Genomic DNA, 15451 nt, shown 5'->3' with positions numbered 1-15451 from the left:
GGGTGAGCGATATGAAACAAATTATTCTTAATGAGCAACGACCTAACTTAATAGTTCCAATTGTTGAAGCTGACTTACAAGATACTTTGTCCGTTATAACGTTGGCTAATCAATCAGCGGCTGATGTGATTGAACTACGTATTGATTATTGGAAAAACCTACGGGAGTTGACACCTGATACTTTTCACTTGATAAATGAAACCAGTGAACTACCTATTATTTTAACTTGGAGAACAAGTACTGAAGGTGGTAAAAAAATATACGATAAAACTCTTTATGAACAAATTTATATCAACGCTATCAAATCAGGTATAGAAGCGGTTGATATTGAATACAGATTATTTTATGAAGTAGAAAGATTAATTGATTTTGCTAAATCGAATAAAACAAAGGTAATTGGTTCGTATCATAATTTCATCGAGACACCGTCTGATTTGAAAAATATTATTTCCGCGATTGATAGAAGTAGAGCAGATATTGTTAAGGTTGCCGTTATGCCTCAGATCAAGAATGATGTTACTAGAGTTTTGAAGTTGACTAAGAGTGTTGTGAAACCAGCCATTGTAATTAGTATGGGTCAATTAGGAAATGTTAGTCGTTATAAAGGTATTAAATTTGGATCTAAATTCACTTTTGGAACTTTGGGTAAGTTGTCGGCTCCGGGTCAACCGACAATTGAAGAACTGAATAGATATTTTTTGGAGGAGAATCATGAAAAAATTAAATAAGGTACCATCTCTGAATGGAATTATTTCAGTTCCCGGAGACAAGAGTATTTCCCATCGATCTTTGATTTTGGGTGCTATGGCCACTGGAATTACGACGGTTAGTAACTTACTAAACTCAGCAGACGTGAATACAACTAAACAAGTATTGGTTGATCTAGGAGTAGATATTTGGAATGAAGCTGGGGTGACAAAGATCAACGGAAAGGGGGGTGATAACTTTCATGATCCTAAAAATGTTTTAGATATGGGTAACTCAGGAACATCTACTAGGTTATTAACAGGTTTAATTTCCGGCGCTGGTTTGTATGCAAGGATAATTGGTGATGATAGCCTATCAAAACGACCGATGGATCGAGTAACTAAGCCCTTGAATTCTTTTGGAGCCAAGATTGAGAGCAACAATGGAAGATTACCTATGAACATTCATAGAAGTAGATTGAATAAGGAAATAAAATTTGAGTTGCAAGTAGGTTCTGCACAAGTTAAAAGCGCGGTTATGTTAGCAGGAATAGTTAATGGTTCTAAAACGACAATAATCGATAACTTCAATACGAGAAATCATACCGAAGTGATGCTTAAGCAGTTTGGGGCGGAAATTGAAGTTGCTGGGGCTGAAATTTCAATTCCTGCTGATCAACATTTACATTCAGTAAATGTTGCAGTACCTGGAGATATTTCATCGGCTGCTTTTTGGATTGTAGCTGGTTTGTTAGTCAAGGACAGTAATTTAACAATTAAAAATGTTGGATTAAATCCTACTAGGTCCGGTATTATCAAAATTCTTCAGGAAATGAATGCCAAAATCGATATCAAACGAGTTAATGATGATGGAGAGATTGTTGCTGATATTAAACCTCATTTTAGTCAGTTGACTGCAATGAATATTGGTGGAAAAGTTATTCCAACTTGTATTGATGAAATTCCAATTTTAGCTCTTGCAGCTACTCAAGCTGAGGGAAGAACTATTATTAAAGATGCTAGCGAATTAAGGGTTAAAGAGAGCAATCGTATTACGACAGTTACTACTGAACTTAACAAGTTGGGAGCAAATATTCAAGCAACAGAAGATGGATTCATTATATATGGTCCAACTAAACTACATTCAAATGATGTACATGTTTCAAGCAATAAAGATCATCGTATCGCTATGATGCTGGCAATTGCAGCACTTATAACTGAGGGTAATGTTATTTTGGAAGATGATGATTCTGTAGGCATTTCATACCCAACATTTTTCTCTGATTTAGAAAGGGTGGTGGCAAAATGACAACAATTATTGTAGATGGTTTAGGGGCAATGGGAGCTTCAATCGCTGAAAAATTGAATGACTCAAGTACTAAAGTTTATGGTATTGATAACAATAAACATACTTGTCAGATAGCTGTAGAGAATGGTGTTGTGGATGAAATAACTAATCCATATTCTCCAGAAATAAAATTAGCTGATTTAATAATTCTTGCTGGTCCGATAAAGATAATCAAATCTCATATTGAACTCCTTAAAAGAATGGATCTATCCTCTGAAACAATTGTAATGGATATTGGTTCCACAAAATCTGAGATTATGGGAGTTGCCGGTACGTGGAAGAATTTTATTGGCGGACACCCTATGATTGGTACTGACAATAGTGGAATCGACAATCGTAATAAAAATATGTTCATTAACAAGCCATTTTTCCTAATAGGTGATGAGTCGAAGATTGGACGTGTAACTCAATTGTTAGAACCTCTAAGTTGTGGCGTGCAAACAATAACTGCGAGTGATCACGACAAATTAGTAACTAGCATTAGTGATCTGCCACATGTAATGTCATTTGCATTAGTTAATACCATTGATGGGGCTTTGCCAGAGAATCAATTAAATTGGCAAAAAAATGTTGCCGGAGGATTTATTGACACTACAAGGATTGCTCAATCCAATCCAGAGTTGTGGTCGCAAATATTGATGAGCAACAGCGAATCAATTGTGGATGGAATTGATCAAATTATTATTACCTTACAGCAATATCGAAAGGATTTAGTCGAAAAAAATTTAAGTGAATTAAGTGAAAAAATTAAGAAATCTCAAATAATACGACAGAAAGTAGGTGAATTACATGACTGATACACTTGTTTTGATTGGTTTCATGGGAGCCGGTAAAACTACAGTTGGGAATATCTTGGCAGATATTTCTAACCGCCCAATGATAGATTTAGATGAGCAATTTGCTTATGAGATGGGGCTATCTCCTAAAAAATTTATGGAACAAAAAGGTGAAACTGATTTTCGTAGGGCAGAAACTGAAGTATTAAAAAGTAATTTAAATTATTCTGGAATTATTAGTACTGGTGGCGGTGTTGTTGAATCAAATATCAATCGTCAATTGATCAAAAAATCAGGTTCACAAGTTGTATTTTTAAAGACCAATTTGGCAAATATTTTGAATAGATTATCGAATGATAGTATTCGACCTTTATTACAAAGCATGTCGGTGATAGATTTGCAAAATTGTTGGAATCGACGTGCAAAGTTTTATCAAGAATTAGCTAATGTAACTATTGAAACGACTAACAAATCTCCAATCAAAATTGCTAATGAGATTGTTGAATTTGAAAAGAATCACAACGAACTATTACCATTGCGCAGTAAAATCGATAGCTTGGATCGACAAATATTTGATTTGATTTCTCAGCGCTTTGATGTTGTTCACAGAATTGCCGATATAAAAGAGCACAATAATATTTCAGTCGTTCAAAGTGGACGAATGAACCGTATGAGATCAGAATTGAAGAAGGATTTTCAAAAGGATATTAATCTCTCTGATGAATTGATTGAAGAAGTTATGAGTGTTTTGTTTAATAATTCGATTCAAAAAGAAAATATGCAAATAAAAAAAGCCGACTAATTAGTCGACTTTTTGTGCTTTATTATGCTAAGTCAATTAAGCGTGTACCATGTAATTCTTTAACATCAAGTTTTGAAGCAATTTCATCGCAGTTTTCATAAGTAACTCCGCCACCAGGTAGAACATCAATCCTACCATCAGCGTATTTAATTGTATCTTTGATATGATCTAGTGTTTCATGAATATCTATATTAAGTGGTCCACCGTGCGTCAAAATACGATCAACATCATGTTCCACTAACCAATCAATAGCATCATGTTGCTTTTCATTAGGAATATCATCAAAGGCCATGTGGAAAACTATTTGCATACCTGAACTAGCAGCAATTAATTGTTCCATAGCATCCTCATCCAGTTCTCCAGTAATGGTTAAAGCTCCAAATGCGACAGCATCTACACCTAATTTTTGTGCTTCAAATAGGTCTGCTTCCATCATTTTGAGTTCTAAGTCGTTATACACAAAGTTGCCGCCACGAGGACGGATCATTTCTACCAATGGAATGGATTTTTCTTGCAGATATTTAGTTGTTTCTTGTAATACACCGGTACTTGGAGTTGTACCTCCAACAGCTAGGTTGTCGTTCAATTCGATTCTATTGGCACCAGCTAGAACGGCTTGTGGAATAGTTGTAAAGTTTTCTACTGCGATTTCTTTATAAATAAGAATCACTTCTTTCGATTTTTTTAAGCAACATAATTGTACACAAAAAAAGAACGTCTTGCGACGTTCTAAGATTAAATTTAAGCAATAACACCTTTTAAGAAACCAAAGTAAAGAATTACGACGATGGCTAAGATAATTCTGTACCAGCCAAAGGCCTTAAAGTCATTACTTCTAATGTAGTTCAATAAGAACTTGATAGATGCATAAGCAACTAGGAATGATACGAAAGTACCAACAAGTAAAATTATAAGTTGGTCAGCAGTAAATGTATGACCACCCGCGAAGTACTTTACAATCTTCAGTAAACTAGCGCCAAACATAGTTGGGATAGCTAAGAAGAATGAGAATTCTGTTGCAACGAATCTTGATGTACCGATTGAGATACCACCAAGAATAGTTGCTCCAGAACGTGAAGTACCAGGAATTAATGATAAAACTTGGAAAAGTCCAATTTTGAAGGCTGTTCCATAAGTTAGATTATCAAGATCAGTGACTTGTGGACGTTTATTCTTAAAGTAGTTTTCAACGATAATGAATAAAATACCATAAATCAATAGTGTGGCAGCAATAACTTGCCAGCTAGTAAGGTTCTTGTCCATCCAGTCATTGAGTGGAAGTCCAATCACAACTGAAGGGATAATAGCAACTAAAACTTTGAACCAAATATCCCAAGTAAGACGTTTCTCACGACCATTTTTCTTGGGTGAGAAGGGGTTCAACTTGTGGAAATAGATAAGGATAACCGCTAAAATCGCTCCAAATTGAATAACAACCATAAACATGTGGATAAAGGCTGCTGATTCATTTAGTTTAACGAATTCATCGGCTAAGTATAAATGTCCGGTCGAACTGATAGGTAGGAATTCAGTGAAACCTTCGATTATACCAAGTATGATGGTCTTTATAATTTCAATGAACATTATTATTTTCTCCTATAATTTTGAAACTAAATAAAGTGTACACATACACACTCAGGAATGGAAATATTTTCTTCAAGAATATTTAATCTTCCCTTTTTAGAACTACGTGTGAAGATGGCCAGATTGTCTGAATCTTGATTAGCAACTAACAAGTATTTTTCAGATGGGTCAAGTTCAAAGTCTCGAGGACCATGTCCCTTTGTCTTAACTGTATCTACTTTTTTTAGTCGATCTCCTTCTGGAGATACTTCAAACGTAGCGATACTATCTGCTCCACGAGTTGATACATATAGGTATTGACCATCTTTTGTAATGCGGATTGCAGCGGTAGTATTTTTTTGCTCATCTTTAGCAGCATCCATTTCGTCTACCAAAGTAAGTCTGGAATCTTCTTCGTCATATTCCAAAACTAGAACTTTCGATGATAATTCACAAGCGACATATACGTATGGTTTAGTAGGATGGAATACTAAATGTCTAGGTGCATAACCTGCTGGAGCAATGTAATCATTTAATAATTTAGGGTTCTTAGGATCGTTAATGTCATATATATAGATACGATCGGCACCATAATCACATATGATAAGTTTGCCATCTGGTGTTAGTGCAGAATAATGAGGCTTAGATTGATCTTGTTCAGGTTTAGGGCCTGATCCTTTGAAGTTTATTTCTGAATAACGTTCGATTTTACCTTCAGAAGATAAGTGATCAATGGTTACTTTGCTTAAATGAAAATAAGCACTGAAAATAAGGTTACGACTTGCGTCGAATTTTACATATGATGGTGAACCTTCTTCGGAGAAGTCCTCATCTAGTAATTTTGGTTGATCACTGCTGATGTCATAGGTAACAATTCCGCCTTTATTGCCACTTTTAGCAAGTGCAATAAGTTTCAGATCATTAGTTACATCAATGTATGTTGGACTATCGAGTTCAACAAGAGTTGTTGGTGTTGATAATTTACCATTCTCTGAATCTAATTCAGCTTGATAAATTCCTTTGCCATCTTTTTTTGTGTAGCCACTAAAGAGAACTTTTTCTTTCATTACAAATTCCTCCAAACAATGTATAGTATACAGTATAATCTACAATGATATTTTTTGTACACGTAAGGAGCGAGTATGAAACAAATTCCGGAAAAAGAAAAAACTTGGTTTTATAAATGGTTTTTAAATAATCAAGTAACAGTTATTTTATTGAATATTTTCATAGCTTTTCTTGTGATTTACTTATTTTCACAGATTAGCTTTGTATTTGATCCTGTTAATCAAATACTCGGTATAACTATGCCGCCAGTTATTCTGGCGTTAGTTCTTTATTATTTGATTAATCCTTTGATTGATGTTCTTGAAAGTAAGTTTCATGTCAATCGAGTTATTTCTATTATCTTTGTATTTATTATAATTGCGGCATTATTAATTTGGGGAGTTATGTCATTAATTCCCTTTGTACAAAATCAAATAGATTCATTGGTTCAGAATTGGCCACATTACTGGGATTCACTAAATAAGAGTTTGCAGAATATGTTCAAGGATCCTAAATTACATGTTTTCCGTGAGAATTTAGTTAATTCAAATGCTAAGATCACAAAGAATTTTGAACAAACTATAAACAAGATTCTTCCACAAACATTCAGTGGAATCAGTTCAGCAGTCAGTACAGTTACTAATATAGTAATTATTATGTTAACGGCTCCGTTTATTCTCTTTTTCATGTTAAAAGATAAGAATAAGTTCAAAGAATCAGTTGTATCGTTGATGCCAACTAGACTTAAAAAGTCTACTGGTGAAATGTTGACTGAAATGAGCCAATCATTGAGTTCATACATTACTGGTCAGTTAACTGTTGCCTTCTGGGTGGCGGTCATGTTCTTTGTAGGTTATCTGATTATCGGTCAGCGTTATGCTTTGGTCTTAGGTATTAGTGCAGGAATCTTGAATTTGATTCCTTATGTTGGTTCGACTTTGGCCTTGATACCTTCATTGATAATCGGTGCTTTTATTGCACCTTCAATGGTTATTAAGATTCTAATTGTATTCGCGGTCGAACAGACAATTGAAACACGTGTTATTTCTCCAATTATCGTTGGTAATAAGATGTCAATGCATCCGGTCACCACTATTTTGGTACTGTTAGTATCAGCTGGATTATTTGGATTAGTGGGGATGATTGCAGGAATTCCAATTTTCGCAATTTTGAAGATTATTTGTACTAGAATCTTTAGATGGATCAAGCGCAATTCACATTGGTACGAAGATGATGAGCTTGAGAATGAATTAGTTGATGAAAATATGGAAGACACAAATGATTCAGATAAAGTTCACAAATAATTCAAATTTTTATTGTAGTTCGAATTTTTTTTGTGTATAATGTTTATAAACTTTGCGGTTACTTGTTTTTCTCAGAATTATTTTTGACAAAAGCAAGTAAAGGTAAAAGCTTAACTAACGCATGTCCTTGCTGTGGCGATCACCGAGGGTATGCGTTTTTTTAATTTAATTGTAGGTAGAGGAGAATTTGAAATGACTAACCATATAGCTTTGTATGAACCACTTATGCCTGCCAATACTGGTAATATTGCTCGTACTTGTGCGGGAACAAATACAAAATTACATTTAATTAGACCACTTGGTTTCAGTACTGACGATGCACATATGAAACGTGCTGGCCTTGATTATTGGGATAAGGTTGATATTACTTATCACGATAATTTAGATGCTTTCTTAGAATCAATTCCAGATGATCAATACTTATATTTGATCACCAAATTTTCAGACAAAGTATATAGTGACCAAGATTATTCAGATACTTCGAAAGATCATTATTTCTTATTTGGTAAAGAAACAACAGGATTACCTGAAGACTTCATGCGCAAGAATCCTGAGAAATGTTTGAGAATCCCGATGAGCGATAATATTAGAGCATTGAACCTTTCTAATAGTTGTGCTTTAGTAATTTATGAAGCCGTTAGACAACAAAATTTTGCCGGACTTGAGTTATCTCATCACTACGAACATGATAAACTAGACTAGTGAAGTTATTAAAAAGGGGATATGTATTATGAAGACACATAAGGGAGCCGTTACGGTTCAATCTTTTCATTATGATGTAGAATCACCAGCAGCTGAAGTGAAGTCTGATTTACAAATTCAAATTGAGCATCCTGAGTTTAAGGATGAAAAGGGTCAACCTTTAGATGAATCTGAAGGTAAGATTTTTCAAGTTATTATTCCATTTGAAATTCATCCTGAAAATGCTCCATTTAAGGTTTCTGGATTGATTGGTCAAGTAGTTCAATTAGTAGGATTTGAAGGAACCCAAGAAGACCTAGAACCTAAACAAGTGGAACAGATTTCTCGTCCAGTTGTGGAATACATTGAGACATTGACATATCAAGTAACAGCAGTTGCTCTCAATCGTGGAGTTTCTTTGAACTTTACAGCACATAGTAAAGTTGAACCTAACAAAGCGATGAAAGAAGCTCAAGCTAAAAAGAAGAAAAAATAAAAACAGCCGAAAGGCTGTTTTTATTTTGGCAAATAGTTACTAGAAGTTTGTACTACCTAACTTCTAAATGTATAATTTTCTATGATTAACAAGAATTATGTGAGGTTTATATGGCAAATACAAGGGCAAAATCGACGCCTACAAAAAGAACTAGGAAAAGTACTACTAAAAGTACTAGAAAAACTACAAAAAGGAAAAATAATGATAGTAGATTGATTAGATTTGTCTTGGGCCTATTATTGATTGTATTGTCAGTCTTAGGTTTATTTAAGTTTGGTATCATTGGAAACTTTTTTGATAATATTTATCGGATTTTTGTCGGAGATAGTTATCCAGTTATGCTGATTATCAGTATCTTCGTGGGTGCCTTTTTAATTGCAACAGGAAGATTACCCGTTATGACGCCTAAGAGAAATTTTGGATTTTTGTTTACCTATTTAGGAACATTAGTGATATTACACATAATAATGTTTTCAAAAATCGAGTTATACCACAATTACAATATGATAACTTGGAATACTTTATCAGCGGATATAGCAAACTTTACAATTGAAAAATCCGTTGGTGGAGGGATGATTGGTTCTTATTTGTACAGTACCTTCATGCCACTATTTTCGACTTGGGGGACTTACTTCATTACGGCACTAATGATCTTTGTCGGTATTCTCATGTTGTTCAACGTAACGATGAAGCAAGTTGCCGTAGCAACGACTAATATCTTGGTTCATATTAAGCATGGATTCCTAGCTACTAAGGAGGCACTTTCGGGCCGTTACAGTAGTTATGTTGATGAGCGAAAAGATAATAAGTCTGATAAAAAGAAATCATCACCTGATAAGTCAGTTAAGCGAACTGAACGCGATGATGATAGATTTGGTGATGTTAATAGTTTTGCTAAAAGTAAAGATGCTGAACCGAAAAAAGAAGAGTCTGATTTTCAAATTGACATGCCAACTCCAGCACCTTCTAGTACATCTAAGAATACAACTACTGATAATACCGGATCAGCACAAGTAATGTCTAAGCCTTACGGCATTGATAATACTGATAAAAAAGATTTGCCAACGCCAGTTAGTTCTAGAAATGTTGACGATGATGATTACAAATTGCCATCACCTGACTTACTTAAACAGGTACCACAGGTGGATCAAAGTGGAGAAGTACGATTAATTGATGAGAACAAGGATAAGCTAAAACAAACATTTAAGAGTTTTGGTGTGAATGTTGAAGTCAAGAAGGCTAGTTTAGGGCCAACTATTACTAAGTATGAAGTCCAACCCGCTGTTGGTGTTAAGGTAAGTAAGATTGTAAATTTGGCTGACGACTTGGCGCTTGCTCTTGCGGCAAAGGATATTCGTATTGAGGCTCCAATACCTGGTAAATCATTCGTTGGTATTGAGGTACCAAACAAGACCATCTCGACTGTTTCCTTTAAAGACATTACTGAGAATCAAAAAGATAAGACGCATCCTTTAATAGTTCCACTAGGTAAGGACGTTTCTGGTAATATTATTGAAGTTAACATTACTAAAATGCCCCATTTGCTAATTGCTGGTTCAACAGGTAGTGGTAAGTCTGTCGCAATCAATACCATTATTACAGGTATTTTGATGAAGGCTAAGCCAAGTGAAGTTAAGCTTATTCTGATTGATCCTAAGATGGTTGAGTTAAATGTGTATAACGGCATACCTCATTTACTTATTCCAGTTGTTACAGATGCTAGACGTGCTGCCGGTGCGTTGCAAAAGGCTGTTTCTGAAATGGAACGAAGATACAAATTGTTTGCTGAAACTAACCATCGTAATATAGGCGAATACAATTCAGATGTAGACGAATTTAATAAAACAGCCGCTGATGACAAGAAAATGGAACGATTACCATTTATTGTTGTTATCGTTGATGAGTTGTCTGACTTAATGATGGTTGCTGGACATGAAGTCGAGGCTGCTATCGTTAGATTAGCTCAAATGGCACGTGCTGCTGGTTTGCATATTATCATTGCTACACAACGTCCATCAGTTGATGTTATTACTGGTTTGATTAAGGCTAATATTCCATCAAGAATGGCTTTTGCTGTTTCCAGTGGTGTTGATTCAAGAACGATTCTTGATTCTGTAGGAGCTGAAAAATTACTGGGACGAGGAGATATGTTGTTCCAACCAATCGGTAAAAGTAAGCCGGTTCGTTTACAAGGTGCGTTTATTTCTGAGAATGAAGTAGAGAATGTTGTTAAGTTTGTAAGTGAACAGCAGCAGGCTGATTATGATGAGGATATGATTCCAACTGATATTGAAGAAAATAATTCTAAGGATGACAAACCTAACGATGAGTATTGGGACGATGCTGTTAGTATGATAGTTCAACAGCAGTCTGCCAGCGTATCGATGTTGCAACGTCGTTTCCAAATCGGATACAATCGAGCTGCAAGAATGGTTGATGAAATGGAAGAGAAGGGAATTGTTGGACCTTCAGAGGGAAGTAAACCTCGTAAAGTTTTATTGACACCAGAACAATTAGATGCAATTAAAGAAAAACAGGTGAAAAATTGAGAAAGTCAATCGCAAATAATGTTGTATTAAATGTAAATCCTATAAAAAAATTTCGTACCATTAAAATTCAAATTGATTTTTTACGACCTTTATCCAAAGAAGAGACTACTAAACGTCGCTTGTTAGCTAATGTTTTGTCTAATTCGACGAAACATTATCCAACTTTTAAGGCTTTGAATGATCGTGAGATGGAATTATACGGTTCAGAGATAAATGTTTATACTCGCAATTTATTGAATTTCAATGATTTAGCTTTTAGCATTGAATTTGCTGATCCTAAATTCCTGATTCGTGATATTAATCAATTGGAAGAGAACTTGAAGTTACTTGGAGAAATTGTCTTCCAACCAAATCTAAAAGAATCAAATGAATTTGACGATACTTCGTTTGACACTGAGAAACGTAACTTAATGTCTAATCTTGCTTCTGTTGAGGATAATCAAGATTTGGTAAGTATTCTGGGACTAACTAGTCTGTTGTACAAAAATAATCCTGATCGACAAATTCCTATTTTTGGTGATATCGAACAGTTGAGAGAATTGACTAATAGTGATCTTTATCAATATTATGTCGATGTGATAAATAACGATGCTATCGTGGTCAATGTTGTTGGAGATGTTGATGAAACTGAATTCGAAAAGATATTTATGAATAGTATGTTTGCTGATAAGATTTCTGGAAGTAGACACGATTTGAGTATCAAGTTCGATAAGTTTGATGAATTGGTTGATTCTCCAGCCAAAAAAGAAGATCATAAGCACTTGAATCAAAGTCGCTTAGCGTTAGCTTATTTAACTAAAAAAATTGATCAAGACGTGAGTCGTTTGGCTCCACAGGCAATGAACTTGATTCTTGGTGGGGATGATCAGTCACAATTGTTCTTACAAGTACGTGAGAAGAATAGTTTGGCCTACTCCGTATCCAGTAGTTATCAACCAATTAATCATTTGGTTACTATTCAAGCTGGTCTTGACGCCAAGACCATCGAGCAGGCGTTGGAATTAATCAACAAGCAAATTAATTTTGTCAAAGAAGGCAAGTTTAGTGATGATCAAATTGTTCATGCTCAAAAAGTACTAGATACACGTCGTGAGATTTCAACAGATTCAATTCAGCATTATATTATGCGCAGTATTTGGGAAACCGTTTATTCAAAATCATTGTTGAATGATGAACAGTTTAAAGAAGAATTGAATAAGATGGATCGTAAGCATATTGTTGCAGTTGCAGCAGATATGAGTTCTATTGCACAATATCGTTTAATTGGAGATTAGGAGAGTAGAATGGCCGACAAATTACAAAAGTATTCCAAAAAATTAAAAAATGGTTACGAGATTGAAGTGGTTCCCTTACCCGGATACAATCAAGTTTATGGCCTTGCTATGACGGATTTTGGATCCGTTAATACTCGTAATGGTGAACTTCCAGCTGGAATAGCGCACTTTATTGAACACAAATTGTTTGCTAAACCAGGATATGATGTATCTGAAAAGTTTGCTGAATATGGTGCTAATTCGAATGCATATACTAGTTACACCAAGACAGCTTATTTGTTCCAAACTTTGGAGAATCCATATGATAATTTGAAAGTATTATTAGACTTAGTTCAAAATCCACATTTTACGGAAGAAAATGTTGCATCAGAACGCGGAATTATTGATCAAGAGATTCAAATGTATTTGGATATGCCTGAATGGGTCTTAGAACAAAGAATTTTAGGACAGTTGTATCCAAATGATCCTATTGCTCAAGATATTGCTGGTACTAGTGAATCTTTACAGCGGATAAACAAGGATAATTTGTTAGATACTTATAAGCAAAATTATCGACCTGATAATATGGATCTGGTGATTGTCGGGGATGTTGATTTTGAAAAAATTGAAAATATAGTTGCAAATTCTGATTTTCATGATTTACCAGAAATAAAATCAGAAATAAAGAAAAACTTTGAACCAATTGGTGATGGTGGTCATGAATCTATGGAGATCAGTCAAGGCCGCTCAGCATACGGAATTAGAATAAATACTGATGCATCAAAGCCTGAGCTAGTTAAGCTTCAGTTCGAATTGAATATGATTATGGAGACTTTGATTGGTGAAGCATCTGATAATTATGAAAAAATGAGTAATTTAAACATAATTGATGATAGTTTTTCTTATAATGTTGTTGCAGAAAACAACTATTGCTTTATCATTGTAAGTGGATCAACTAACTATCCTGAGAAATTCCAGGATTACTTAAGAAAACACTTATCATTCAATGAACTGAAAGATGTTTTGGATGAAAAAAGATTCGAACGGATTAAACGCGACGCGATTGGATCATATCTATTTGCGCAAAATTCTCCAGATGCAATTGCTAATCAAATGGCAGAATTGTATTTTTATGATGTCGATTATTTGCAATTGGTTTCTTTGATTGATTCAATTAGTTACAATGATGTTTTAGAAGTAGCTCACCAATTTATCACAGACGATAATTGTACCTACTACAATATTTTGCCAAAATAGGAAGTATTTTATGTACGCATTAGTCATGGGAAGCTCCGGTGATATAGGCGCAAGTACTGCTAAGGCTCTGGCCGAAAAGGGCTGGTCTTTGTACTTACACTATAATAAGAATCGTGAACGAATTGCTGATTTGCAAACAAAATTGGCTGAGAAGTATCCACATCAGGATTTTATTCCAGTACGATTTGATATGGAATCAGATAAAGTAGAAGACCTAACTAAACAAATATTCGGATTAGATGCAATTGTATTTGCACAAGGTAATACCTTCTACAAGTTACTAGTTGACATTGAAGAATCTGAAATTGATGCATTGTGGAATATTCATATTAAGTTGCCGATTTTGATTTTGAAAGCTTTGCAAGATAAGTTAGCTTTAACACATCATGGTAGAGTTGTTTTTATTGGTTCTATCTATGGTAAAATCGGTTCAGCTATGGAAGTTGTTTATAGTACTGTTAAGGGTGCTATGACTTCATTTGCAGACGCATATGCCAAAGAAGTAGCTTCGTTAGGTATATCTGTCAACGTTGTAGCGCCTGGCGCTGTGAACACAAAGATGAATGCTGAGTTTTCACCAGAAGACTTAGAAAGTATTAAGGAAGAGATTCCTGCAGATAGATTGGCAAATCCTGATGAAATAGCTGACTTGGTCAGTTATTTAGTTAATATCAAGTCCAATTATTTGACAGGACAAACGATTTATTTTGCTGGTGGATGGTTGTTATAACGTCGCTAGTAGTTCAGTAATAATATATGTTATACTTAGAAAAATTAGTTAATCGGTGGTAAATAATGGACGAAATTGGCCAAAAATTAAGAAATGCACGTATAAAAAAAGGATACACAATTGATGACTTACAACAAGTCACAAAAATTCAAAAGAGATATTTAATTGCGATTGAAGAAGGACAATTTGATCATTTGCCTGGCGATTTTTATGTGCGCGCATTTATCAAACAATATTCGGATGCTGTGGGTATTTCAAGTGACGAACTTTTAGAAGAGTACAAGTCAGAGATTCCTGACTCACAGCCAAAAGAACCAACTCAAAATGAGGAAAATAATACTAGATCTATTAAGGAAGAATCAAGTTCATTCTTTTCTAATTTAGGTAATTATATTCCACAAATTATCGTTGGAATAATTGTTGTTGTTATTATTGGTGTAATTGCTTTTGGTATGATTCACAGAAGTCAAAGTGCTTCAACAGTAACCATACCTAAGGACAATACTGAACAGGCTTCTAAGAAGAGTTCAAGTACTAAGAAGTCTTCTTCGACTAAGAATAAGAAATCTAACTCATCAACTAAATCAAGTGAAAAGAAGTCAGATGAATTATCTGTTAAAGAATCAAGTACAAAGGGTACTTATACAGTTAAGAATCTACCTTCTGACGGTGCCAATGTAGTTGTTACAGCCAAGGGTGGACAAGCGTGGATTCAATTCCAAGAAGGTTCTACAACAACTTGGCAACAGGCATTGAGTTCTGGCGAAAAGAAGACATCAAAGGTTACAAGCGATACATCAACATTCTCAATTCAAACAGGTAATATTAATAATACAGAAGTATCTGTTGATGGTAAGTCTGTTGATTTGAGCAGTGTTAGCAGCGGTTCAATTGTTCAAACATTGACATTTAATGTTGAGTAATTGATTAAGAAAAAATAAAGAGGCTTAAACAATATG

Annotated in this window: 15 protein-coding genes; 12 read left to right on the top strand and 3 right to left on the bottom strand. The window is 34.7% G+C overall.

Translation table 11 applies throughout. The features are described from left to right. Positions 1-11: 11 nt before the first annotated feature. Genes aroD through EKM79_RS02365 form a run of 4 tightly spaced genes read left to right on the top strand, consistent with a single transcriptional unit; the run spans position 12 to position 3612 of the window. Positions 12-728 (top strand): type I 3-dehydroquinate dehydratase, encoded by a 717-nt coding sequence (gene aroD / locus EKM79_RS02380; protein WP_125565541.1) that lies wholly within the window; start codon positions 12-14, stop codon positions 726-728. Beyond that, a complete protein-coding gene (gene aroA, locus EKM79_RS02375) occupies positions 712-1995 on the top strand; it encodes a 3-phosphoshikimate 1-carboxyvinyltransferase (protein WP_125565540.1) in 1284 nt (427 codons plus the stop codon). The genes aroD and aroA overlap by 17 nt, the downstream gene beginning before the upstream one ends. Next, positions 1992-2831: a prephenate dehydrogenase gene (locus EKM79_RS02370; RefSeq protein ID WP_125565539.1), complete on the top strand. Its 840-nt coding sequence runs from the start codon at positions 1992-1994 to the stop codon at positions 2829-2831. The genes aroA and EKM79_RS02370 overlap by 4 nt, the downstream gene beginning before the upstream one ends. Next, a complete protein-coding gene (locus EKM79_RS02365) occupies positions 2824-3612 on the top strand; it encodes a shikimate kinase (protein ID WP_125565538.1) in 789 nt (262 codons plus the stop codon). Before EKM79_RS02370 ends, EKM79_RS02365 begins: the two co-directional genes overlap by 8 nt. A 22-nt stretch (positions 3613-3634) precedes the next feature. Here EKM79_RS02365 and EKM79_RS02360 read toward each other — a convergent pair whose 3' ends face one another. The 3 genes from EKM79_RS02360 to EKM79_RS02350 form a co-directional block, all read right to left on the bottom strand. Then, a complete protein-coding gene (locus EKM79_RS02360) occupies positions 3635-4273 on the bottom strand; it encodes a copper homeostasis protein CutC (RefSeq protein WP_125565562.1) in 639 nt (212 codons plus the stop codon). Positions 4274-4353: 80 nt separating this feature from the next. Continuing rightward, positions 4354-5196 carry an undecaprenyl-diphosphate phosphatase gene (locus EKM79_RS02355; RefSeq protein ID WP_125565537.1) on the bottom strand — a complete coding sequence of 281 codons (843 nt, stop codon included), beginning with the start codon at positions 5194-5196 and terminating at the stop codon, positions 4354-4356. A 26-nt stretch (positions 5197-5222) separates the two neighbouring features. After that, the gene (locus EKM79_RS02350) at positions 5223-6242 is read right to left on the bottom strand and encodes a lactonase family protein (protein ID WP_125565536.1); all 1020 of its coding nucleotides are present in this window, start codon (positions 6240-6242) and stop codon (positions 5223-5225) included. Between the two features lie 75 nt (positions 6243-6317). Here EKM79_RS02350 and EKM79_RS02345 point away from each other — a divergent pair, with 75 nt between their 5' ends. The 8 genes from EKM79_RS02345 to EKM79_RS02310 all read left to right on the top strand — a co-directional run bounded on the left by EKM79_RS02345 (position 6318) and on the right by EKM79_RS02310 (position 15415). Continuing rightward, on the top strand, positions 6318-7526 hold the full coding sequence (locus EKM79_RS02345) for an AI-2E family transporter (protein WP_125565535.1): 1209 nt from the start codon (positions 6318-6320) through the stop codon (positions 7524-7526). Positions 7527-7718: 192 nt separating this feature from the next. Then, positions 7719-8228, top strand: coding sequence for a tRNA (uridine(34)/cytosine(34)/5-carboxymethylaminomethyluridine(34)-2'-O)-methyltransferase TrmL (gene trmL, locus EKM79_RS02340; RefSeq protein ID WP_125565534.1), 510 nt, complete (start codon positions 7719-7721; stop codon positions 8226-8228). Between the two features lie 28 nt (positions 8229-8256). Further along, positions 8257-8703: a DUF1149 family protein gene (locus EKM79_RS02335; protein ID WP_125565533.1), complete on the top strand. Its 447-nt coding sequence runs from the start codon at positions 8257-8259 to the stop codon at positions 8701-8703. 110 nt (positions 8704-8813) lie between these two features. Beyond that, on the top strand, positions 8814-11252 hold the full coding sequence (locus EKM79_RS02330; RefSeq protein ID WP_125565532.1) for a DNA translocase FtsK: 2439 nt from the start codon (positions 8814-8816) through the stop codon (positions 11250-11252). Then, complete coding sequence (gene yfmF / locus EKM79_RS02325; RefSeq protein WP_125565531.1) at positions 11249-12526, top strand: EF-P 5-aminopentanol modification-associated protein YfmF; 1278 nt, start codon at positions 11249-11251, stop codon at positions 12524-12526. Before EKM79_RS02330 ends, yfmF begins: the two co-directional genes overlap by 4 nt. Before the next feature lie 9 nt (positions 12527-12535). Beyond that, positions 12536-13762, top strand: coding sequence for an EF-P 5-aminopentanol modification-associated protein YfmH (yfmH, locus tag EKM79_RS02320; protein ID WP_125565530.1), 1227 nt, complete (start codon positions 12536-12538; stop codon positions 13760-13762). Between the two features lie 10 nt (positions 13763-13772). Continuing rightward, complete coding sequence (gene ymfI, locus EKM79_RS02315) at positions 13773-14492, top strand: elongation factor P 5-aminopentanone reductase (protein ID WP_125565529.1); 720 nt, start codon at positions 13773-13775, stop codon at positions 14490-14492. Positions 14493-14557: 65 nt separating this feature from the next. Further along, on the top strand, positions 14558-15415 hold the full coding sequence (locus tag EKM79_RS02310; protein ID WP_125565528.1) for a helix-turn-helix domain-containing protein: 858 nt from the start codon (positions 14558-14560) through the stop codon (positions 15413-15415). The last annotated feature ends 36 nt before the right edge of the window (positions 15416-15451 follow it).

The sequence above is a fragment of the Companilactobacillus insicii genome, from assembly GCF_003946015.1.
GTDB classification, from domain to species: Bacteria; Bacillota; Bacilli; order Lactobacillales; family Lactobacillaceae; genus Companilactobacillus; species Companilactobacillus insicii.
Note: the sequence above shows the minus strand (reverse complement) of the source record. Positions and strands in the feature narration are given on the sequence as shown.

What these genes read in the sequence shown, in the direction of transcription:
- EKM79_RS02310 (WP_125565528.1), top strand. Translation starts at nt 14,558, where the DNA reads ATGGACGAAATTGGCCAAAAATTAAGAAATGCACGTATAAAAAAAGGA.
- EKM79_RS02370 (WP_125565539.1), top strand. Translation starts at nt 1,992, where the DNA reads ATGACAACAATTATTGTAGATGGTTTAGGGGCAATGGGAGCTTCAATC.
- aroD (WP_125565541.1), top strand. Translation starts at nt 12, where the DNA reads ATGAAACAAATTATTCTTAATGAGCAACGACCTAACTTAATAGTTCCA.
- trmL (WP_125565534.1), top strand. Translation starts at nt 7,719, where the DNA reads ATGACTAACCATATAGCTTTGTATGAACCACTTATGCCTGCCAATACT.
- yfmH (WP_125565530.1), top strand. Translation starts at nt 12,536, where the DNA reads ATGGCCGACAAATTACAAAAGTATTCCAAAAAATTAAAAAATGGTTAC.
- EKM79_RS02345 (WP_125565535.1), top strand. Translation starts at nt 6,318, where the DNA reads ATGAAACAAATTCCGGAAAAAGAAAAAACTTGGTTTTATAAATGGTTT.
- EKM79_RS02350 (WP_125565536.1), bottom strand. Translation starts at nt 6,242, where the DNA reads ATGAAAGAAAAAGTTCTCTTTAGTGGCTACACAAAAAAAGATGGCAAA.
- EKM79_RS02365 (WP_125565538.1), top strand. Translation starts at nt 2,824, where the DNA reads ATGACTGATACACTTGTTTTGATTGGTTTCATGGGAGCCGGTAAAACT.
- aroA (WP_125565540.1), top strand. Translation starts at nt 712, where the DNA reads ATGAAAAAATTAAATAAGGTACCATCTCTGAATGGAATTATTTCAGTT.
- EKM79_RS02355 (WP_125565537.1), bottom strand. Translation starts at nt 5,196, where the DNA reads ATGTTCATTGAAATTATAAAGACCATCATACTTGGTATAATCGAAGGT.
- ymfI (WP_125565529.1), top strand. Translation starts at nt 13,773, where the DNA reads ATGTACGCATTAGTCATGGGAAGCTCCGGTGATATAGGCGCAAGTACT.
- EKM79_RS02335 (WP_125565533.1), top strand. Translation starts at nt 8,257, where the DNA reads ATGAAGACACATAAGGGAGCCGTTACGGTTCAATCTTTTCATTATGAT.
- EKM79_RS02330 (WP_125565532.1), top strand. Translation starts at nt 8,814, where the DNA reads ATGGCAAATACAAGGGCAAAATCGACGCCTACAAAAAGAACTAGGAAA.